Annotated in this window: 19 protein-coding genes; 9 read left to right on the forward strand and 10 right to left on the reverse strand. The window is 62.0% G+C overall.

What is annotated here, in order from left to right:
- Window positions 1-140: 140 nt before the first annotated feature.
- From ACZ89F_RS16455 to ACZ89F_RS16470, 4 genes are all read left to right on the forward strand, one after another.
- Entirely contained in the window at window positions 141-1,805 is a 1,665-nt protein-coding gene (locus ACZ89F_RS16455) for a sugar ABC transporter substrate-binding protein (RefSeq protein WP_476092987.1), read from the forward strand.
- 89 nt (window positions 1,806-1,894) lie between these two features.
- Entirely contained in the window at window positions 1,895-3,001 is a 1,107-nt protein-coding gene (locus ACZ89F_RS16460; RefSeq protein WP_476092988.1) for a carbohydrate ABC transporter permease, read from the forward strand.
- Window positions 3,002-3,046: 45 nt separating this feature from the next.
- A complete protein-coding gene (locus ACZ89F_RS16465; RefSeq protein ID WP_476092989.1) occupies window positions 3,047-3,964 on the forward strand; it encodes a carbohydrate ABC transporter permease in 918 nt (305 codons plus the stop codon).
- Window positions 3,965-3,966: 2 nt separating this feature from the next.
- Window positions 3,967-4,278: a hypothetical protein gene (locus ACZ89F_RS16470; protein WP_476092990.1), complete on the forward strand. Its 312-nt coding sequence runs from the start codon at window positions 3,967-3,969 to the stop codon at window positions 4,276-4,278.
- 130 nt (window positions 4,279-4,408) lie between these two features.
- On the opposite strand, the gene ACZ89F_RS16475 is transcribed toward ACZ89F_RS16470, so the two are convergent.
- The 3 genes from ACZ89F_RS16475 to ACZ89F_RS16485 all read right to left on the reverse strand — a co-directional run bounded on the left by ACZ89F_RS16475 (window position 4,409) and on the right by ACZ89F_RS16485 (window position 6,285).
- Window positions 4,409-4,891 (reverse strand): hypothetical protein, encoded by a 483-nt coding sequence (locus ACZ89F_RS16475; RefSeq protein ID WP_476092991.1) that lies wholly within the window; start codon window positions 4,889-4,891, stop codon window positions 4,409-4,411.
- An 86-nt stretch (window positions 4,892-4,977) separates the two neighbouring features.
- A complete protein-coding gene (locus tag ACZ89F_RS16480) occupies window positions 4,978-5,715 on the reverse strand; it encodes a creatininase family protein (RefSeq protein ID WP_476092992.1) in 738 nt (245 codons plus the stop codon).
- A 3-nt stretch (window positions 5,716-5,718) separates the two neighbouring features.
- Entirely contained in the window at window positions 5,719-6,285 is a 567-nt protein-coding gene (locus ACZ89F_RS16485) for an SIS domain-containing protein (protein ID WP_476092993.1), read from the reverse strand.
- A 176-nt stretch (window positions 6,286-6,461) separates the two neighbouring features.
- Here ACZ89F_RS16485 and ACZ89F_RS16490 point away from each other — a divergent pair, with 176 nt between their 5' ends.
- Window positions 6,462-7,484, forward strand: coding sequence for an aldo/keto reductase (locus ACZ89F_RS16490; protein ID WP_476092994.1), 1,023 nt, complete (start codon window positions 6,462-6,464; stop codon window positions 7,482-7,484).
- Window positions 7,485-7,628: 144 nt separating this feature from the next.
- Here ACZ89F_RS16490 and ACZ89F_RS16495 read toward each other — a convergent pair whose 3' ends face one another.
- The 4 genes from ACZ89F_RS16495 to clpP form a co-directional block, all read right to left on the reverse strand.
- Complete coding sequence (locus tag ACZ89F_RS16495; protein WP_006201846.1) at window positions 7,629-7,901, reverse strand: HU family DNA-binding protein; 273 nt, start codon at window positions 7,899-7,901, stop codon at window positions 7,629-7,631.
- A gap of 299 nt (window positions 7,902-8,200) precedes the next feature.
- Complete coding sequence (lon, locus tag ACZ89F_RS16500) at window positions 8,201-10,612, reverse strand: endopeptidase La (protein WP_476092995.1); 2,412 nt, start codon at window positions 10,610-10,612, stop codon at window positions 8,201-8,203.
- Between the two features lie 306 nt (window positions 10,613-10,918).
- A complete protein-coding gene (clpX, locus tag ACZ89F_RS16505) occupies window positions 10,919-12,193 on the reverse strand; it encodes an ATP-dependent Clp protease ATP-binding subunit ClpX (RefSeq protein ID WP_023759839.1) in 1,275 nt (424 codons plus the stop codon).
- A gap of 297 nt (window positions 12,194-12,490) precedes the next feature.
- Complete coding sequence (clpP, locus tag ACZ89F_RS16510; protein ID WP_476092996.1) at window positions 12,491-13,120, reverse strand: ATP-dependent Clp endopeptidase proteolytic subunit ClpP; 630 nt, start codon at window positions 13,118-13,120, stop codon at window positions 12,491-12,493.
- Window positions 13,121-13,449: 329 nt separating this feature from the next.
- Here clpP and ACZ89F_RS16515 point away from each other — a divergent pair, with 329 nt between their 5' ends.
- Complete coding sequence (locus ACZ89F_RS16515; RefSeq protein WP_476092997.1) at window positions 13,450-14,040, forward strand: hypothetical protein; 591 nt, start codon at window positions 13,450-13,452, stop codon at window positions 14,038-14,040.
- Between the two features lie 13 nt (window positions 14,041-14,053).
- On the opposite strand, the gene ACZ89F_RS16520 is transcribed toward ACZ89F_RS16515, so the two are convergent.
- Window positions 14,054-15,157 (reverse strand): NAD(P)/FAD-dependent oxidoreductase, encoded by a 1,104-nt coding sequence (locus ACZ89F_RS16520; protein WP_476092998.1) that lies wholly within the window; start codon window positions 15,155-15,157, stop codon window positions 14,054-14,056.
- Between the two features lie 103 nt (window positions 15,158-15,260).
- Between ACZ89F_RS16520 and ACZ89F_RS16525 the strand changes: the two genes are divergently transcribed.
- Genes ACZ89F_RS16525 through ACZ89F_RS16535 form a run of 3 tightly spaced genes read left to right on the forward strand, consistent with a single transcriptional unit; the run spans window position 15,261 to window position 18,341 of the window.
- Window positions 15,261-16,511, forward strand: coding sequence for a cytochrome P450 (locus ACZ89F_RS16525; RefSeq protein ID WP_476097295.1), 1,251 nt, complete (start codon window positions 15,261-15,263; stop codon window positions 16,509-16,511).
- Window positions 16,512-16,535: 24 nt separating this feature from the next.
- On the forward strand, window positions 16,536-17,603 hold the full coding sequence (locus ACZ89F_RS16530; protein WP_476092999.1) for a hypothetical protein: 1,068 nt from the start codon (window positions 16,536-16,538) through the stop codon (window positions 17,601-17,603).
- 21 nt (window positions 17,604-17,624) lie between these two features.
- Complete coding sequence (locus ACZ89F_RS16535; RefSeq protein WP_476093000.1) at window positions 17,625-18,341, forward strand: transporter substrate-binding domain-containing protein; 717 nt, start codon at window positions 17,625-17,627, stop codon at window positions 18,339-18,341.
- 14 nt (window positions 18,342-18,355) lie between these two features.
- On the opposite strand, the gene ACZ89F_RS16540 is transcribed toward ACZ89F_RS16535, so the two are convergent.
- A complete protein-coding gene (locus ACZ89F_RS16540; RefSeq protein ID WP_476093001.1) occupies window positions 18,356-18,706 on the reverse strand; it encodes a cupin domain-containing protein in 351 nt (116 codons plus the stop codon).
- A 6-nt stretch (window positions 18,707-18,712) separates the two neighbouring features.
- Entirely contained in the window at window positions 18,713-19,993 is a 1,281-nt protein-coding gene (locus tag ACZ89F_RS16545; RefSeq protein ID WP_476093002.1) for an O-acetylhomoserine aminocarboxypropyltransferase, read from the reverse strand.
- Window positions 19,994-20,133: the final 140 nt, after the last annotated feature.

A 20,133-nucleotide genomic window follows, 5' to 3' on the forward strand; every position in this document is an offset into this window, starting at 1 on the left:
CCGATCCGCAAAATCGGAACTTCAATCGAGCAGGTGGGGTCCTGCGCAGTTCGTTTCCGAGCCGGGAGAATCGTTGGCGCTCCAGCGTCCGACAAGGTTGGTCATATCCATTCACGCTGATGTTCTGGGAGGAATAGTCGATGAGAACAGGTCTTTACGAACAACTGGTCCGTGCCGGTGCCACAAGGCGCGACCTCTTGAAGGGTGCGGCCAGCATGGCCGCGCTCTCGGCAGCATCCAGCGCCGGTCTCGGCGCGTTGACGCGTCCGGCATGGGCCGCCGATGATCTGCGCGCGCAGATCCTGCAGGTCCCGGGTGTTGGCAAGGGTCAGCCAACCGACGCCGATTTCCAGAAGGTCGGCGAGATGTGCCTTGGCGCCACCAAGGCCAGCGTCAAGCAAGGTGAGTTCGCCGGCGTCGAACTCACCTTCATGGGTCTCAACAACCAGAACCTGCACAATGTGCTGTACCGTGGTTTCCTGAAGTCGTGGGAAGACTATACCGGGGCCAAGTTCAACTGGATCGACCTGGCGCAGGCTGATTACGGCGCCCGCCTGCAGCAATCGATCGCCACCGGCACCGTCGACTTCGACGTCATCGAGATGGGTGCGCCGTTCGAAGGCGACGTCTGCGGCAAGGGGTTGGCCTCCGAGATGCCGGACTGGGTCAAGAAGCAAATCGACATGGACGATCTGGTCAACTATCTGAAGCCGCCTGTCGGCACCTGGGATGGCAAGCAGTATCGCGTGACCGTCGATGGCGACGCGCACAACTTCAATTACCGTACGGATGTGTTCGCCGATGCCGACCTTGCCAAGGCGTGGAAAGATGGCGGCGGTGACGGTGAGTGGGGCGTGCCGAAGACCTGGCAGCAGGTGCAGGCCGTAACCAAGTTCCTCAAAGGCAAGAAATTCAAGGGCCAGGACGTTTACGGCTATCTCGATGCGCCAAAGCCCTGGGGCGGGTTCGGCTTCTACTTCCTCGGCAGCCGTGCCACCGCATACGCCAAGCATCCCGACGACAAGGCGTGGCTGTTCGACGCCGACACAATGAAGCCGCGCATCAACAATCCGGCCTGGGTGCGCGCCATCCAGGACGTGATCGACGCGCTGCCCTCGGAACCCGCCGACCAGATCAATGCCGATCCGAACACCACTGCTTTCCAGCAGTTCCTCGCCGGTATCGGTTCGATGATCCCTTGGTGGGGTGACGTCGGCTCGAACGTCAAGACGAACGACACTTCGGTCATCGGCGACGTCACCGGCTTCTCGATCCTGCCGGGCTCGGACGATGTCTACAATTCCAAGACCGGCAAGTGGGACAAGCTTGCCAGTGGGCCGAACTATGCGCCGAACTGCGCCTATCTCGGCTGGGGCGTCTATGTGATGGCCCGCGTCGATGCCGACGAGAAGAAGAAGAAGGCGGCCTGGTCCGCCGCAGCCCATCTCGGCGGCAAGGACCTGTCGCTCTGGTGCGCGGCGTATCCGTCGGGCTTCCAGCCCTACCGCAACAGCCATTTCAACATTCCGGAATGGGTGGCGGCGGGCTATGACGAGGCGTTCATCACCTCGTATCTCAAGTCGGAATCCGACAGCTACAACCATCCGAACGCGGCGATCGAGCCGCGCATCCCCGGCATCTTCCAGTACTACAGCGCCGCCGAGGACATTTTGGCCAACACCTTCGCCGGCAAGATGAAGGCGCAGGAAGGCGCCGACGCCATTGCGGCGGCCTGGGAGAAGCTGACCGACCAGCTTGGCCGCGACAACCAGGTCAAGCTCTACAAGGCCTCGCTCGGCATGTAGGCTGTGTGAACCCGTGGTCCGGCAGCGAAGGCCTGCCGGACCACAAATGACCTGCTTCCTCGCGGGAGCCTCTTGAACGGGCGAGATTTGTGGCTGACCAGACTTCGACCGCAAACCAGTGGCCGGCAGACGCCGCCCCTTACGACCCGATTTCACCGGCCCGTAAGCGGCTTGGCTTTGCATTGATGGCCGCGGCGACGCTTGGCCTGCTGGCGGTGATTGCGTTCGAGATTTTCTACAAGGCTGAAGCCGAAACCTGGCGCCCTGTCGTCTATGCCTATGTTTTGTGGGGCGTGGCGCTCGGCATCGGCCAGGTGCTGACGCGCGGCGAGGACGGCCAGCGTGCCCTGTTCCTGCTGCCGGCGCTGTTGTTCACCATCGCCATGGTGATCTTTCCGACGCTGTTCGGCTTCTACATCGCGCTCACCGACTGGAACCTAAGCTCCTTGAGCGGCCGCAAGTTCAACGGGCTCGCCAATTTCTGGCAGATGCTGGGCGATCCCTACTACCGCAATGCGCTGTTCAACATGGTGCTCTATGTGCTGGCGGTAGCGGTCGAATATGTGATCGCCTTTGGCCTGGCGCTGCTGCTCAACGCCCAGATCCGGGCGCGAAAATTCTTCCGCGTCGTCTTCCTGATGCCGCTGATGCTGTCGCCGGTCGCGGTGTCGTGGATGATCGGCAAATCGCTGATGGAATACAGGTTCGGACCGGCCGCAACGCTGGCGCGCCATCTCGGTTGGGAAAATCCGGCCTTCTTCAGCGACCCGATCACCGCGCGCATCGCGATCATGGTTCTGGATGCCTGGACGTTCATCCCGTTCATGATGATCATGCTGCTGGCCGGGCTGCAGGCGATGTCGCGCGAGGTGCTCGAAGCCGCACGCGTCGACGGCGCCAATGCGTGGCAGACCTTCTGGCAGGTCACCTTCCCGCTGATGCTGCCGGTATCGGTGACGGCGGTGATCCTGCGCATCATCTTCAAGCTGAAGCTTGCCGACATCATCATCACGGTGACCTCGGGCGGTCCGGGCGGCGCCACCGATTCGGTGTCGAGCTTCATCTACCGCGAATATCGCGACCGCTCGAACGTCGGCTACGGAACCATGCTGGCGATGGCCTATCTGGTGATCATCGTCGTGTTCGTCACCTGGCTGCTGAAATTTGCCAACCGCTTCGTGCGCAATGTGAATTGAAGCGGGATGGGTCAATTGAAGCAAGATGGGGTGAATTGAGCCAAGATGAGCGTTCAGACCACTGAATATGTCGCCTCGGAAATCCGCTCGCCGGCGAGCTTCCTCGCCAGCCGTGTCTTCATCTATGGGGCGCTGGCCTTCTGGGCGTTCATCTGCCTGTTCCCGATCTACTGGACGGTGACAACCTCGTTCAAGACCGCGGTCGATGTCACGCAGGGCCATCTCATTCCCTTCGTCGACTTCCAGCCGGACTGGAAGGGCTGGCGCTCGCTCGGCCTGTCGCCGGACTCGATCTTCCAGACCTCGACGGTGCGCGAGGAGTTCCTCAAGCGCTTCATGAACTCGGTGATCACCTCGGTCGGCGCATCGAGCCTCGCCATCGTCATCGGCAGCCTCGCCGCCTACGGGCTCACCCGCTATCGCTACCATTTCGCCTGGTTCAAGAACGAGGACATCTCGTTCTTCTTCCTGTCGCAGCTGATCCTGCCGCCGGTTGTGCTGGCGCTGCCCTTCCTGGTGCTCTACCGCGAAGTGGGCCTGCTCGACACGCGCGTCGGGCTGATCCTGCTCTACACGCTGATGGTGCTGCCGATCGTCATCTGGATCATGCGCGACCAGTTCAACTCGATCCCGGTCGAGCTCGAGGAAGCAGCCCTTGTCGACGGGTTGTCGATCTGGGGCGCCTTCTTCCGCATCGTCATGCCGATCGCGCTGCCGGGCATGGTCGCCGCCTTCATCCTGGCGATGGTGCTGTGTTGGAACGAATATTTCTTCGCCGCCCTTTTGACCTCGACCGACGCCAAGACCATCCCCGTCATGGTGGCGAGTCAAACCGGCTCGCAAGGCATCAACTGGTGGTCGATGGCATCACTCGCGACCGCGGCCATCGCGCCTCTCGCCGTCATCGGCATTGCGCTTGAGCGCTATCTGATCATGGGCATGACCGCGGGAGCGGTGAAGTAGCCATGGCCGGCCAGTACTGGTTCGCCCGCAACATCCGCCACAACTACAGGGGTCATGACCGCTACCGCAAAGGCGCCATGCCGTTGCGCTGGGAGGGCCGCGCCGTCATCGCGGGCTTCGTCACGGCGATGCTGGGAGGCGCCCTCCTCATGGCCCTGCTGGGCTTCTACGGCAGCCTGGCCCTCGGCGTGGTGCTCTACGCTATCCTGGCTACGGCCGGTGCCAGCATCTTCATATGGGCGGTGGTGACCAAGAGCGATCCGGACAAATCGATCGCCGAGTATCGGGCGGAGCGGCAGAGAAAACGCGCCTAGAGCAATTCCAGGAAAAGTCTGAAACGGTTTTCCCGGGAAAAGCGCATAGCGCTTTCCCTTGGGAATTGCGTCAAAACAAAGAGTTAGAGCGGTTTGCCGTTTCCGTGAAACGGTGAACTGCTCAAAGGGATCACGACCCCAGGAGAACGGATTTTATCCGGTCGCGAAACATCTCGGCGGTCTTTGTCGTGCCGAAGTCCCGTGTCTCAAACCGCTCCCCCTTCAGTGTCGTCAGGACGACCGTATAGGTCGGACCGCCACTGTCCCACTCGATCGTGCGCAGGCTGAAATCGGCGACGTCATCCGGCCGCAGACGGTGCCGGCGCAGAAAGACCGGATTGCGCAACACAATGTCGATGCGGCCGCGCCTGACGATCCAGCGCACTGCCGGGCTGAACACGGCGGCATAGACGAGCGGGATGCCGACCGCATAAGCGCCCAGGATGATGAACAGGAAGAATGGACTGAAAATGCTCAACGGCCAAACGCCGCGATAAAGCTCCCACGTCGGCATGACAATGCAGAAGAGGCCGGCAAGTCCGAAGAACAGGCGCTTGGCGATATGCATGGGAATGTCGTGCCGCAACAGGCCGTCGCTGCCGATCTCATCCATGCGCACCCCTCCGACACGACCGTGCGCCTGAAATGTGAAGCCCGCGTAACGATGCAATCTACGATGAGACTTGTCGGTCGTCAGGCTTACAAAATGGCGCGCAGGTGATCCATGATCATAACGACGCCCTTCTGCCCAAGCTCCGCCGAAGCATCCTTGGCGCTCGCCGTATACCAGCCGGTATTGTCAGCAAAGTGATTGGCATCGACAGCCTCCGGGCATAGCGCCAGCATCAGCGAGGTCTCGCCAATGCCGGCATGATCGAACGGGTATTTGCCGTTCATCTCAGCCGGCATCAGCGGATGCACCTGCACCCAATTGAAGAAATTTTCCCCCGCGGCGTGTCCCGAATAGTAGTCGGCCATCGCCTGTGAGCCCCACCAGCCCTCGCCGCGTTCCTTCTCAAGAAAGCGGAAGATCGCCTGGCGACCCGCGGTCTTGAAGGCCAGATCGGTCGGCATGCCGGCGGCAAAGTTCTCGGTCTGGTGGTGGATGATGGCGTGGATGTTGCGAAAGCCGATGCGCAGCAGGCTGTAGAACAGCTCTTCGCCGAAGGACGCCAGCGCGTTGCCGCCGACCTGCACCGAGCCGCTGCCTTCCGGTGGCGCTACGGCGTAGCTTGCCGCGCCGTAGTAAAACGGCGGCAGGATGACGATGTCGGCTTCCTTCTCGAACAGCTCCAGCGTCTTGATGACGGCCAGCGTGTCCATGCCGACGGCCATGTGCTCGCCATGGTATTCCAGCACGCCGAGCGGCAGTGCGACCGGCCAGTTCTCGGCGATCGCCTTGCGGATCTGGTGTGGCAGCATCAGTTCGTAGCGCATGATCTATTCCATGTTGGTGTGGCGGGCGCGCATCGCTTCCGGCGACGCGCCGATCAAATCCTTGAGCTTCAGCACCATTACCTCGAACAGCAGGAACAGTGCGCCTTCGAACACCGAGCCCATCGGCAGCACCGATGTCTTCTGCGCCCCCTGATCGTTGGCCATGGTCTGCGCGGGGATGAGCAGCGTGAAATCGGCGCGCTGTGCGGCATTGCTTTCGGCCTGGGCGGTCAGCAGCAGGTTGGTTGCACCGGCATCGTGCGCGACCTGCATGAGGGTCAGCACGGTCGAGGTTTCTCCTGGCCCGGAGCTGGCCAGGAAGACATCGCCCGGCCCCAGGGGCGGCGTGGTCATGTCGCCGACCACGGAAACCGGCAGGCCCAAATGGTAGAGCCGCATGGCAAAACCCTTGACCTGCAAGGCCTCGCGCCCACAGCCGTAGACGACGATCCGACTGGCGCCGGCCAGTATCTTGCAGGCGGCGTCGATCCGGCTCTCGTCGATGCGCGCCAGCACGCCGCCGAGTTCGTCAAGCGCGGTCTCGAACAGGTTTTTGCTCTTGTCGCTCACCGCGAACCTGCCATTGAAATCATCCTGGGATTTGCCGCCCTTGCCGCCACGAACAGCTTGATTTTGCTCATGCTAGCAACCGCGAAAATGCGAGTCCAACGCGCAGCTACGCTTTTGCCTGATCACAGGCATGATAGTGTCATGTCAGACAAATTAAGCGAGGCAAACGGCAGGATATGAAGACACGGCATTTCGACCGCATCGGCAATGGCGGCATCAGTTTCACCGAACTCGGCTTCGGCACGGCGCCGCTCGGCAACCTCTATCGTGCCGTTTCGGACGAGGACGCCAATGCCACGCTTGAGGCCGCCTGGGCGACCGGCTGCCGTTACTACGATACCGCGCCGCTCTACGGGCTCGGCCTGTCGGAAACGCGGCTCAACCCGTTCCTGCGCGGCAAGAAGCGCGACGACTACGTGCTGTCGAGCAAGGTCGGTCGCATCATGCGCGCCTGCCCGCCGGAAGAGCGCACCGGCATCGGCAAGTTCTTCGACACGCCGTCGCGCCGCGAGGTGTACGACTACAGCTATGACGGCGTCATGCGCTCGTTCGAAGCCTCGCTGGAGCGCCTCGGCGTCGACCGTATCGACATCCTCTTCGTGCATGACGTCGACATCTTCACCCATGGCAGCAAGGAAGCGTCCGACCGGCGCATCGAGGAGTTCATGCGCTCGGGCTATTATGGCTTGCTCTCGCTCCGCGACCAGGGCGTCATCAAGGCGTTCGGTGGCGGCATAAACGAATGGCAGGTTGCGCAGACGCTGGCTGAGCGCGGCGACTTCGACCTGTTCCTGCTCGCCGGGCGCTATACGCTGCTGGAACAGGAGGCGCTGACATCCTTCCTGCCGCTCTGCCAGGCACGCGGCATCGGTATCGTTCTCGGCGGGCCCTACAACTCCGGCATCCTCGCTACAGGGCCGAAGCCAGGCGCCTACTACAACTACTCCGAAGCACCAAAGGACATCCTCGACCGGGTCGCCGGCATCGAGAGCGTCTGCAAGCGCCATGGCGTGCGACTGATCGAGGCCGCCCTGCAATTCCCATTGCTGCATCCGTCGGTCGTCTCGGTGATCCCCGGCGGCCAGCGGCCGAGCGAAGTCGAGAGCAACCGCTCGCTACTCGATGCGAGACTGCCGGCAGCACTTTGGGCCGATCTCAAGAAGGAAGGCCTTATGCACCCTGAAGCGCCGACCGCATAAGCCAGCCGCCATCGCGTCGGCGTCGGGCACAAAAATGAAAAGCCGGGCAAGCCCGGCTTTTCCGGTCGCGTGTCCCTGTATAGGCCACGAAAATGAAAAGCCGGGCAAGCCCGGCTTTTCTGGTCTCTGAAAAGAAAAAGTCGCTTAGTTAACTGCGTCCTTGAGGCCTTTGCCGGCCGAGAACTTCGGCACGGTGCGTGCCGGAATCTTCACTTCGGCGCCAGTCTGAGGATTGCGGCCGGTCGACGCCGCACGCTTTGACACGGTGAAATTGCCAAAGCCGACAAGCCGGACATCGCCGCCCTTCTTCAGTTCGCCGGTGATCACGGAAAATACCGCATCGACCGCCGACTGCGCGTCACCCTTCGAAATGCTCGCGGCGTCGGCGACAGCGGACACCAGTTCGTTCTTGTTCATAAAAATTCCCTTCCATGAGAACACCGGAACTATCGACTCATCCGGCAGGAAACGGACTTTAGAAAGAAGCGTTCCCGCAACCAAGTCGAAAAGGCAGGAAAAAAGCGGAAAAAGCCCGGAAATGCTGGGTTTTTCACATGAAAAAGCCGGGCGCTAGGCCCGGCTCTCTGTTTGTGCACTGCAACCTTGGCGAAAACCGACGCACGGCCCCGAAAACCGTGGCCGGTTTTCGGAAAGGACCATGCGCAAGTCCAAAGCGTTAGAGCGTCCTTTGCGCGTCCAAGTGGACCCGCAGCGCTTTAATGCGCCAGAGGCTTTCCAGCGTCGTCGGCACTGTCTGTCGCGGCCGGCGGATTGACCGGTTCGACCCATTCGATCGGCTCCGGCATACGCACCAGCGCGTGGCGCAACACCTCACCGACCCGTGAGACCGGAATGATCTCCATGCCGTTCTTCACGTTGTCCGGAATCTCCGCCAGGTCCTTGGCGTTGTCTTCCGGGATCAGCACCTTCTTGATGCCACCGCGCAGTGCGGCGAGCAGCTTCTCCTTGAGCCCGCCGATCGGCAAGATGCGGCCGCGAAGCGTTATCTCGCCAGTCATCGCCACATCCGCCCGGACCGGAATACCCGTCAGCACCGACACAATGGCTGTCGCCATGGCAGCACCTGCGGACGGGCCGTCCTTCGGCGTGGCGCCTTCCGGCAAGTGCACGTGGATGTCGCGCTTGTCGAACAGCGGCGGCTCGATGCCGAAATCGACGGCGCGCGAGCGGACATAGGAGGCCGCCGCCGAAATCGATTCCTTCATCACGTCGCGCAGATTGCCGGTCACCGTCATGCGGCCCTTGCCGGGCATCATGACGCCTTCGACCGTCAGCAACTCACCGCCGACTTCCGTCCAGGCAAGCCCGGTAACGACACCGACCTGATCGTCAGCCTCGACCTGGCCGAAGCGGTAACGCTGAACACCGAGGTAATCGGCGAGGTTCGCCGCCGTGATGCTTACCGTCTTCGTCTTCGTCTTCAGGATCTCGGTCACCGCCTTGCGCCCGAGCTTCATCAGCTCGCGCTCCAGGCTCCTGACGCCCGCTTCACGGGTGTAGGTCTGGACGATGGCGCGGATCGCGTCCTCACCGACGGAAAACTCCTTCGGCTGCAGCGCGTGATCGCGGATCACCTTCGGCATCAGGTGCCGCTTGGCGATCTCGATCTTCTCGTCCTCGGTGTAGCCGGCGATACGGATGATCTCCATGCGGTCCATCAGGGGCGCCGGGATGTTCAGCGTGTTCGCCGTCGTCACGAACATCACGCTCGACAGGTCGTATTCGACCTCGAGGTAATGGTCCATGAACGTCGAGTTCTGTTCGGGATCGAGCACCTCGAGCAGCGCCGACGACGGATCACCACGGAAGTCCTGGCCCATCTTGTCGATCTCGTCGAGCAGGAAGAGCGGGTTGGACTTCTTAGCCTTCTTCATCGACTGGATGACCTTGCCGGGCATCGAGCCGATATAGGTGCGCCGGTGGCCACGGATCTCGGCCTCATCGCGCACGCCGCCAAGCGCCATGCGGATGAATTCGCGACCGGTCGCCTTGGCGATCGACTTGCCGAGCGAGGTCTTGCCGACGCCGGGAGGGCCGACGAGGCACAGGATCGGCCCCTTCAGCTTCTTCTGGCGGCTTTGCACGGCGAGATACTCGACGATGCGCTCCTTGACCTTGTCGAGGCCGAAATGATCGGTGTCGAGCACGTTCTGCGCGAAAGCCAGGTCCTGCTTGACCTTGGAGTTCTTGCCCCACGGGATCGACAGGATCCAGTCGAGATAGTTGCGCACGACGGTCGATTCAGCCGACATCGGCGACATCGTCCTGAGCTTCTTCAATTCGGCTTCCGCCTTTTCGCGGGCCTCCTTGGAGAGCTTGGTCTTCTTGATGCGCGCCTCGATCTCGGCGGCTTCGTCGCGGCCGTCCTCGCCCTCGCCGAGCTCCTTCTGGATCGCCTTCATCTGCTCGTTGAGGTAGTATTCGCGCTGCGTCTTCTCCATCTGGCGCTTGACGCGCGAGCGGATGCGCTTCTCCACCTGCAGGACGGAGATTTCGGCTTCCATGAAGCCCATCGCCTTTTCCAGCCGCTCCTTGACAGAGAGCGTGGCCAGCATTTCCTGCTTTTCAGGGATCTTGATGGCGAGATGCGAGGCAACCGTGTCGGCGAGCTTGGAGTAGTCGTCGATCTGGCTGGCTGCACCCACCACTTCGGGCGAGATCTTCTTGTTCAGCTTGACGTAGTTCTCGAAGTCGGTAACGACCGAACGGGCCAGCGCCTCGACCTCGACCTCTTCCTCCTCCGGCTCGACCAGCGCCGCGGCGCGAGCCTCGTGGAAGTCGGGACGGTCGGTGAACGCGACGATTTTCGCACGCGAGGCGCCCTCGACCAGAACCTTGACGGTGCCGTCGGGCAGCTTCAGCAATTGCAGCACGTTGGCGAGCGTGCCGATGTCAAAGATGGCATCGGGCTCGGGATCGTCGTCGGCGGCATTCATCTGGGTGGCAAGCAGGATCTGCTTTTCCTGACCCATCACCTCTTCCAGCGCCTTGATCGACTTCTCACGCCCGACGAAGAGCGGAACGATCATGTGCGGAAACACCACGATGTCGCGCAGTGGGAGGACTGCGAAGACGCCGTCGCTGGGTGCCTTGGATACTTTGGCCATTGTCCAACCTTTCATGTCGCGGCCGCCAATCAGCCAACCGCGAATCCTATATTAACGACCGGGGATCGTTCCGCCTACCACCGTTTGTGACGGGAGTTTTACAGCACAGAAATCGGGCACCACGGCCTTCTCCAATTAGTTGGATGCACGATCCACAAAGATCAAGGGGCGAGCACAAATCCGCACCTCCAACCTGCCCTGAAGTGACACATTTGCGACGCCAGGACCGGACCCGCCCGCAAAATCCCGGGCGACAGCAAAACGGCGCCTTGCGGCGCCGTTTCAGAATTTCGCTGCGGGCTCATGTCAGGCGCTGACATTGCCCTTCTTTTCCTTCTGCTCGGAGTAGATGTAGAGCGGCCGGGCACTGCCGGTCACCACCTCCTCAGAAATCACCACTTCGCGCACGCCTTCAAGCGCGGGAAGTTCGAACATCGTGTCGAGCAGGATCGCTTCCATGATCGAACGCAGGCCACGGGCGCCGGTCTTGCGCTCGATGGCGCGCTTGGCGATGGCCGAAAGGGCGTTCTCGTGGAAGGTCAGGTCGACATTCTCCATCTCGAACAGCCGCTGGTACTGCTTGACCAGAGCGTTCTTCGGCTCGGTCAGGATCTGGATCAGCGCCGGCTCGTCGAGATCCTCCAGCGTCGCCAGAACCGGCAGACGGCCGACGAACTCGGGGATAAGACCGAACTTCAACAAATCCTCGGGCTCGACCAGGCGGAACACGTCACCGGTGCGGCGATCCTCCGGCGAAGCGACGATGGCGCCGAAGCCGATCGAGGTCTTGCGGCCGCGATCCGAGATGATCTTGTCCAGCCCGGCGAACGCGCCGCCACAGATGAACAGGATGTTGGCGGTGTCGACCTGCAGGAATTCCTGCTGCGGATGCTTCCTGCCGCCCTGCGGCGGCACGGAGGCAACCGTGCCTTCCATGATCTTCAGCAAAGCCTGCTGCACACCCTCGCCCGAGACGTCGCGGGTGATCGAGGGATTGTCGGACTTGCGCGAAATCTTGTCGATTTCGTCGATGTAGACGATGCCGCGCTGGGCCCGCTCGACATTGTAGTCGGCCGACTGCAACAGCTTCAGGATGATGTTTTCGACGTCCTCGCCGACATAGCCGGCTTCGGTCAGCGTCGTGGCATCAGCCATGGTGAAGGGCACGTCGATGATGCGGGCCAGCGTCTGCGCAAGCAGCGTCTTGCCGCAACCGGTCGGGCCGATCAGCAGGATGTTGGACTTCGCCAGCTCGACATCGTTGTTCTTGCCGGCATGCGCGAGGCGCTTGTAGTGGTTGTGGACCGCCACCGACAGCACGCGCTTGGCGTAGGGCTGGCCGATGACGTAATCGTCGAGAACCTTGAGGATCTCCTGCGGTGTCGGCACGCCCTCGCGCGACTTCACCATCGAGGTCTTGTTCTCCTCACGGATGATGTCCATGCAGAGCTCGACGCACTCGTCGCAGATGAAGACCGTCGGACCGGCGATCAGCTTGCGCACTTCGTGCTGGCTTTTGCCGCAAAACGAGCAGTAAAGCGTGTTCTTGGAATCGCCGCTGTTGTTGCCGACCTTGCTCATTTTCATGTCCTTTCATGGCCGCCCGCCGATGGTCTGGCTGAAAGGGCGCATACTCTATCTATCGCGGGAATCCGCCGCCGCCAGTGTGTCCCGGCTCCCGCAACGCATTCCGTACGAAACACAAATCAGAAAACGTGGCAATGATTCGCGACAACCCCGCATAAAGCTAAGCCGCCGAAACTCAACATAGCCTTAACGTAGGCAATCCTGTCCCCCGAGGGAACAGCCAATTGTGGCCGAAATGCCGCAAGACGCACCAAAAGCGCGTGATGCCGCCATCCAACTGCCAACAAGCCCTTATGCCACGACACCTTCAGCCGGCTCGCGCGACGAAATGACCTTGTCGATGAGGCCGAAATCCCTGGCTTCGTCGGCGGTCATGAAATGGTCGCGGTCGAGCGTCTTCTCGATCTCTTCGTAGCTCTTGCCGGTGTGCTTGACGTAGACCTCGTTGAGGCGACGCTTCAGCTTGATGATGTCCTGGGCATGGCGCTCGATATCGGACGCCTGGCCCTGGAAGCCGCCGGAAGGCTGGTGAACCATGATGCGGGCGTTCGGCGTGGCAAAGCGCATGTCCTTGTGGCCCGCAGTCAAGAGCAGCGAACCCATCGAGGCCGCCTGGCCGATGCAGAGCGTCGATACCGCCGGCTTGATGAACTGCATGGTGTCGTAGATCGCCATGCCCGAGGTGACGACGCCGCCCGGCGAATTGATGTAGAGGTTGATTTCCTTCTTCGGATTCTCGGCTTCGAGGAACAGCAGCTGCGCGCAGACCAGCGTCGCCATGCCGTCCTCGACCGGACCGGTGATGAAAATGATGCGCTCCTTGAGGAGGCGCGAGAAAATGTCGTAGGCCCGCTCGCCGCGATTGGTCTGTTCGACCACCATCGGAACGAGGTTCATGTAGGTTTCGACGGGGTTCTTCATCAGTTATCTCTTATCTCGCGGTGGGATTCCGGCGCCGGGAAGGCTGGCAGATCGGGCAGAATCGGTTCTGGATCGTTGTTCCGTAAATAGGATGCCGGCTCATCCTTGTGCAAGGCCGACCCCTCCTAGCCATCTGGGTAAGTCGAATCAAGGTTACATTTCACGGGATTCATCGACCTGTGCCGTGATCGTTCGGCGGCGTCGTCACCACCGTAGCAATTTCTTAACCGCATCGCTTAACGAAATGCGCCGAAATCGCTTTTCTCCGAGGCGGCTTCCCCTACAATTCAGCGTTGAACCTATGCGTAGAGTTCAACAGGGGGAGTGTCATGTCTGGGAAAACCGCATGCTTCGCCATTGCCGGGCTGGCCATGCTCGGCACGATTTCGCAGACGGCGGCCGGCGGCCGCGCCGTCGAATGCTATGAACCCGTCCGAACGCCTGATGTCTACGACACGGTCTATGAAGACGTGCTGGTCAGTCCGCCCGGCCAGCAGGTCGATTATACCCCCGCCATCTACGGCACCCGCGAACGCGTGGTGATGACCGTTCCGGCACAGGTGACCTACGAGGTCGTGCCCGCCGTCACCCGCACCGTCTACCGTACGGTCCGGGTCGATGGCGGCGGCTATTCCTGGGAATGGCGCGTCATCCATGGCCGCAAGGTGCTGTGCAAGATCTGGCACAAGGCGCGCTATGAACGCGTCGCCGAAACCGTGGTGATCCAGCCGGAGCGGACGCGCCGTATCGTCATTCCCGCACAGTATGACAAGATCGCCCAAGAGGTGCTGGTGCAGCCGGAACAGAGACGCGTCATCGATGTACCCGCCTCATATCAGACCGTCGCGCGCCGCGTGCTGGTCCGTGAAGGGTCTTCAGGCTGGCGGCGCGTGCATATTCCGAGGCACTGCCAGGATTAGGCCCGGAAAGCGCTCAGGCCTCTTCCGCCCGCAGCCATGCTTTCAGGCCGGCGATATCGCCGTCGCCGACGGCGGCGGCAACGCGCCGGCCGACCGCCGCGCCGAACTTGTAGCCATGGCCGGAGCAGGCCGAGACGATCAGGCACTTGCCCTTAACGTGCGCCATGAATTTCTCGTCGGCGGTGAAAGTGTAGGCGCAGGTGACGACCTCGATCACCTTGTACTCCTCGATCCGCGCGATCGGCGGCGAAAACAGGTTGCGGATCGCCTCGCCTTCGCCCGCCACCGGGTCACGGTTCCAGTCGGCGTCGCTGGTCGGCACCCTGTGCAGCCCGGAACCGAATTTCATGCCGGCGCCACCCGAGGGCGGGATCACATAGCCATCGACCGCGCCGCCGACATCGAGGACGACCGGTGAAGCCTGCCAGGCGGCCTCGAGGTCGGCCGGCGGTTCGACATAAGCCAGTGCGGTTCGATAGGTCTTCAACTCGCCGTCCAGCTCCGGGAACAGTTTCAGCACCCAGGCGCCGGCGGTGACGACGATGCGGTCGGCCTGCATGGTCTCGCCGCTTTCGAGCACGATATGGCCGGCCTCGGAGTCGATCGCGGTGACCTTGCTGTGTTCGTAGACATTGGCGCCGTTGGCGCGCAGCCACTTTGCCAGCCCCGCCGCGATCTTGCGGCAATGCAGTGCGCCACCTTCAGTCGAAAAATAGGCATAGCGGAACGAACCGGCTTCGAGAAACGGCCAGCGCTCCACGGCTGCATCCGGTTCCAGCAATTCGAACGGAAAATTGCCCGCTTCCAGGCCCTCGCGATATTCCTCGGCCTCGTCGCCCGGCTCGCGCGAAATGCAGACAAATCCGCGCGCATCGAGGTGGCTTTCGCCAAGATCGGCCCACATCTCGTCCCAGGCCTGATAGGCTTCGGTGATCAGCCGGCCATAGCCGGTCCCGGCCCGATAGGCGCGGCGGATGATGCGATGGTGGTCGCCCGACGCTGCCAGCGGATTGGGGATCGGCCCCTGTTCGACGATCGAAACGCTGTGGCCGGTCTTGACCAGCGACCACGCCGTGGAAAGACCAGCAATGCCCGCGCCGACAACGATCACATTCATCAAGTCAGACTTTCCGCAGCCGGTCGGCTGGCTCAACGCATCGGGTTGCGGCCCCCAACATACGGTCTGGAAACAGGCTGGCAAGCCGCGCTATTGGTCTGGCATGAGCAAATTGACGCCACCCGCCCTGGCCTTTGATCCAGCCACTCGCCGCCTGCAGCTGGACCCGCACGAGCCGGCCTTTTTTCAAAATCCTTATGAGGCCTATGCCTTTCTGCACGGCGCATCGAACGCCTTCTTCTGGGAGGAATTCGGCTTCTGGTGCTTTGGCGGCTTCGACGACGTCAACCGGCTGCTGCGCGACCGCCGTTTCGGCCGCCAGAACCCGGCCGGCATTCCGGACAGCCGCGGCATCGGCCAGGATCGCAGCCATCTCAGCGCTTTCGACGGCATCGAAGCCAATTCTATGCTGGAGCTGGAGCCGCCGGTGCACACGCGGCTCAGAACGCTGGTCAACCGCGCCTTCGTCTCCCGCCAGGTCGAACGGCTGCGGCCGCGTGTCGAAGCGCTCGCCAACGAACTGATCGACCGTTTCGAACCGGGCAGGGCCGTCGACCTGCTGCCGGCCTTCGCGGCGCCGCTGCCGATCACCATCATTGCCGAAATGCTTGGCGTGCCGGTCGCGATGGGACCTCAACTGCTCGACTGGTCACACCAGATGGTCGCCATGTACATCCACGGCCGCACCCGCGAAACCGAGGAAACCGCCAATCGCGCGGCGAGCGAATTTGCCGATTTCCTGCGTTTCCATGTCACCGAGCGGCGCAAGAACCCCGGCGACGACCTGCTGTCGCTGCTGATCGCGGCGCAGGAGGACGGCCAGAAACTGTCGGAGGACGAGATGGTGTCCTCGGCGATCCTGTTGCTCAATGCCGGTCATGAAGCGACGGTGCATCAGACCGGCAACGCTGTCCGCTCCATCCTTATGCAAGGCGGCGATGTCAGCCGCTTCTTCGGTTCACCCGAAGCGGCCGCGGCAACGGTCGAGGAATGCCTGCGCTTCGACGCGCCGCTGCATATGTTCACGCGCTACGCTTATCAGGAGATCGAAGTCGCGCCCGGCATCGTCGTGCGGCCGGGCCAGACGATCGGGCTGCTGCTCGGCATGGCCAATCATGATCCACGCGCCTTCGCCGAACCGCAAGCCTTCCAGCCCGGCCGTGCGGACCAGAAGAATGTATCCTTCGGCGCCGGCATCCATTTCTGCATCGGTGCGCCGCTGGCCCGGCTCGAATTGCAGGTGTCGCTGAAAACCCTGTTCGAGCGCCACCCAAAGCTGCATCTTGCCGAAAGCCCAAGCTTCCGCGACACTTACCACTTCCATGGGCTGGAAACGCTCGCCGTCGCCTTCTGACGATCGCGGGCCTGGGGCTGCGATATGAGACTGTTTTCGATACGGGCGATAGTGTTCGCCCTGGTGCTGGCGTGCGCATTCCCTGACATGGCGGCCGCCCAGCAGCAGCCGGAAAACATCCCATGGGAAAACAGCATGGCCATCGCCCAGAAAATGGCGACGGTTCTGCTGGAGCGGCAGACCGGGTCGAAGGGCCTGCCGCTAACATCGTTTGCCATCGAGGTCGATCTCAACCTTGACGGTTTTCCGGAGATTTTCGCCTATCGCTATGCACCGGGCTGCGACGGCGTCAGCTGTGGCAACTTCCTGTTCGTGCTGGAAGGCGACAGCTATCAGGAGGTTCTCGGCGACATTCCGGGCGCAAGGCTGGTGCCGCAGGACAAGATCGGGCTCAGCGCCTTCAAACGAAACGGTTTTCTCGACATCCAGTCCGACCAGATGACGATCGGCTGGGACGGCAAGCGCTATGTCGACGCCTCCACATTTCCGGCCTCGTCGCTCGACGGCGCGGCCTTCCTGGCGGCTTGCCAGAAAAGCAAATCCAACGAGCAAGCCGAGGAGGGCGAGGCGGAACGCGTAGCCGCTGAATGCCAATGCCAGTTCAACCGCTTTCAGGTGACCAGCTTCACGCAGGCCGATCTCGACATGTACACCGCGTCGCTGGGCGAGACTTTCGACTATCCGGCGGGCGGGAAGGAGATTGCCTGGCAGGCGCTTCTGAAAAATGCCGAGGATGCCGGCACCGGCTGCAATGTCGCCAGCGGCAAGAGCCAATGGCCGCCGGCCTATTTCAATCATGGCGACCAGCCGCAACAGAGGCTGAATTTCGACGGCTTCCTCGATGCCTGTCCGGCACAGGCCTTCATCCTCACCAACCACAAGGTCGGCTCACCGGACCGTGCGCTCAGCCTTTGCGGCTGCCTTGCCCGCGAAGTGCCTACCCAGGGCATCGGACAGGAAGGGCTCGATCTGCTGACACAGTATTATCGCGACGAGATCTCCGACGCGGATATCGAGGCGCAGGACGCCGACGTGCTGACCTTCCACGACAAGGCGTCGGATGCCTGCCTTAGCCAGTTTCCGGCAAAATAGGACGGCGACACTTTGCCTGACATGACCGAGTTGAAATTCGCCTTCCTGGAAGAGCCGCCATTCTGCTTCACCGGCGCATCGGGCGAGGTTTCCGGCTGTGACGTCGAGCTTGCGCGCCGCCTCGGTGACATGCTCGGATTGGCGGGCTTCAGCCCGATCGAAACCGAATTCGCTGAACTGCTGCCGGGGCTGGTCGCGGGCCGCTGGACCATGACGACCGGCCTGTTCGTCTCCGAAGAGCGCAGGCAGCTTGTCGACTTCACGCGGCCGATCTGGGCGTTGCAGGACGGGTTGCTGGTCGCGAAAGACAATCCGCGCGGCTTTCGCGGCTACCAATCCATCGCCGAGGACCGAAGAGCGTTGATCGGCATCATAACCGGTCAGATTCAGCATCTTACGGCGTTGCACAACGGAATCGCGCCTGAGCAGGTCAGGATGTTTGCAACGCAGGCGGACGCGGCACAGGCTGTCGCCGATGGCACGGTGCACGCCTATGCCAGCGTCGCGATGGCGCATCGAGGTTATCTGACCCAGCGGCCCGAAATGCCGCTTGGACTTGTCGAGGTTCCCTCGGTTGAAAAACTGCCATCGGCCGGCGCCTTCGCGATCGCCAAGGGCAACAGCGCCTTGCTCCGGCGCATCGATTCCTGCCTCGGCGAATTGCTGGGCAGCGACTGGCACCGGCAGATGATGGTCCGATACGGATTTTCGGACAGCGATATCGATCGCGTCGTCTGATCCGTTCCCGATGCCTACAACCTGATTACATATTCCTTGCGGGTCGTTTCAAGCACTTCCCAGCTTCCCCTAAAGCCGGGCCTCAGCACGAAGCTGTCGCCCGCCTTGACGGTGCGCGCTTGCCCGCCGTCCTCCGCGATCACCGAAACGCCGGACAGGATGTGGCAGAACTCCCACTCGTCATAGACGATGCGCCACTTGCCGGGAGTCGATTCCCAGATGCCGGCGTAAAGGCCGCCCTCCCGCTCCTCGACATTCCAGGTGCGGAATTTCGGATCACCCGAGATCAGCCGGTCCGGCGCCGGCGCGCCCTGTTCGGCGTCGACAGTGTCGACGCCGACGGCAAGAAATTTTGGCTCGCTCATGATCGGTCAGACCTTGGCGAGCGCCTGTTCGAGGTCGGCGACGATGTCGTTGACGTCCTCGATGCCGATCGACAGCCGCACCGTGTCCGGTCCTGCACCGGCCTTGATCTTCTGCTCGTCGGAAAGCTGGCGGTGCGTGGTCGAGGCCGGGTGGATGACCAGCGACTTGGTGTCGCCGACATTGGCGAGGTGCGAGAACAGCTCGAGCGCCTCGACGAATTTCACGCCGGCGTCATAGCCGCCCTTGAGAGCGAAGGTGAACACGGCGCCGGCGCCAAGCGGCGAGTACTTCTTCTGCAGCGCATTGTTCTTGTCGCTGGGCAGGCCAGGATAATTCACCGACGCGACCTTGGGGTGATTGGACAGCCAGGCGGCAACCGTGACCGCGTTGTCGCAGTGGCGCTGCATGCGCAGCGGCAAGGTTTCCAGGCCGGTCAGGATGAGGAAGGCGTTGAACGGCGAGATCGCCGGGCCGAGATCGCGCAGGCCGAGCACGCGCGCGGCAATGGCAAAAGCGAAATTGCCGAAGGTTTCGTGCAGGACGAGGCCGCCATATTCGGGGCGCGGTTCCGACAGCATCGGATATTTGCCCGATTTCGACCAGTCGAAGGTGCCGCCATCGACGATGGCGCCGCCGATCGAATTGCCATGGCCGCCGATGAACTTGGTCAGCGAATGGACGACGATGTCGGCGCCATGCTCGATCGGCCTGATCAGGTAGGGCGAGGCCAGCGTGTTGTCGACGATCAGCGGCAGGCCGTGCCTGCGTGCGATGTCGCCGATCTTCTCGATGTCGACGAAGGTGCCGCCGGGATTGGCGAGGCTCTCGATGAAGATCGCCTTGGTCCTGTCGTCGATCTGGCTTTCGAAGGTCGAAATGTCGTTGGTGTCGGCCCAGCGCACCTCCCAGCCATAATTCTTGAAGGCGTGGCCGAACTGGTTGATCGAACCGCCATAGAGCTTGTTGGCGGCGACGAAATTGTCACCCGGCTGCATCAGATTGTGGAACACGATCACCTGCGCGGCGTGGCCGGAGGCGACCGCAAGGGCCGCCGTGCCGCCTTCGAGGGCCGCCATGCGCTCTTCCAGCACCGCCTGCGTCGGGTTCATGATGCGGGTGTAGATGTTGCCGAAAGCCTTCAGCCCGAACAGCGAGGCGGCATGGTCGGCATCGTCGAAGACGAAGGAGGTCGTCTGGTAGATCGGCGTGGCGCGTGCGCCGGTCGCCGGATCGGGCTTGGCGCCGGCATGGACGGCGAGCGTGTTGAAACCTGGCGTGCGGGTCACTGAAAACCTCCCTGAAAAACCTTCTGAAATTCGCCGGGCATTCTTGGCGAAGCCCGGCCTCGAATGCAAAGAAGAAAATACCCTTCCGTGCAGGACCTTCTATCAAGCAGTAGGAAAATACGGCGTTTGCCGGAATAATT

The sequence above is a fragment of the Mesorhizobium sp. USDA 3734 genome, from assembly GCF_056279665.1.

What these genes read in the sequence shown, in the direction of transcription:
- ACZ89F_RS16525 (WP_476097295.1), top strand. Translation starts at nt 15,261, where the DNA reads ATGAGCAAATTGACGCCACCCGCCCTGGCCTTTGATCCAGCCACTCGC.
- ACZ89F_RS16540 (WP_476093001.1), bottom strand. Translation starts at nt 18,706, where the DNA reads ATGAGCGAGCCAAAATTTCTTGCCGTCGGCGTCGACACTGTCGACGCC.
- ACZ89F_RS16465 (WP_476092989.1), top strand. Translation starts at nt 3,047, where the DNA reads ATGAGCGTTCAGACCACTGAATATGTCGCCTCGGAAATCCGCTCGCCG.
- ACZ89F_RS16530 (WP_476092999.1), top strand. Translation starts at nt 16,536, where the DNA reads ATGAGACTGTTTTCGATACGGGCGATAGTGTTCGCCCTGGTGCTGGCG.
- clpX (WP_023759839.1), bottom strand. Translation starts at nt 12,193, where the DNA reads ATGAGCAAGGTCGGCAACAACAGCGGCGATTCCAAGAACACGCTTTAC.
- ACZ89F_RS16480 (WP_476092992.1), bottom strand. Translation starts at nt 5,715, where the DNA reads ATGCGCTACGAACTGATGCTGCCACACCAGATCCGCAAGGCGATCGCC.
- ACZ89F_RS16490 (WP_476092994.1), top strand. Translation starts at nt 6,462, where the DNA reads ATGAAGACACGGCATTTCGACCGCATCGGCAATGGCGGCATCAGTTTC.
- ACZ89F_RS16455 (WP_476092987.1), top strand. Translation starts at nt 141, where the DNA reads ATGAGAACAGGTCTTTACGAACAACTGGTCCGTGCCGGTGCCACAAGG.
- clpP (WP_476092996.1), bottom strand. Translation starts at nt 13,120, where the DNA reads ATGAAGAACCCCGTCGAAACCTACATGAACCTCGTTCCGATGGTGGTC.
- ACZ89F_RS16520 (WP_476092998.1), bottom strand. Translation starts at nt 15,157, where the DNA reads ATGAATGTGATCGTTGTCGGCGCGGGCATTGCTGGTCTTTCCACGGCG.
- ACZ89F_RS16470 (WP_476092990.1), top strand. Translation starts at nt 3,967, where the DNA reads ATGGCCGGCCAGTACTGGTTCGCCCGCAACATCCGCCACAACTACAGG.
- ACZ89F_RS16475 (WP_476092991.1), bottom strand. Translation starts at nt 4,891, where the DNA reads ATGGATGAGATCGGCAGCGACGGCCTGTTGCGGCACGACATTCCCATG.
- ACZ89F_RS16535 (WP_476093000.1), top strand. Translation starts at nt 17,625, where the DNA reads ATGACCGAGTTGAAATTCGCCTTCCTGGAAGAGCCGCCATTCTGCTTC.
- lon (WP_476092995.1), bottom strand. Translation starts at nt 10,612, where the DNA reads ATGGCCAAAGTATCCAAGGCACCCAGCGACGGCGTCTTCGCAGTCCTC.
- ACZ89F_RS16495 (WP_006201846.1), bottom strand. Translation starts at nt 7,901, where the DNA reads ATGAACAAGAACGAACTGGTGTCCGCTGTCGCCGACGCCGCGAGCATT.
- ACZ89F_RS16515 (WP_476092997.1), top strand. Translation starts at nt 13,450, where the DNA reads ATGTCTGGGAAAACCGCATGCTTCGCCATTGCCGGGCTGGCCATGCTC.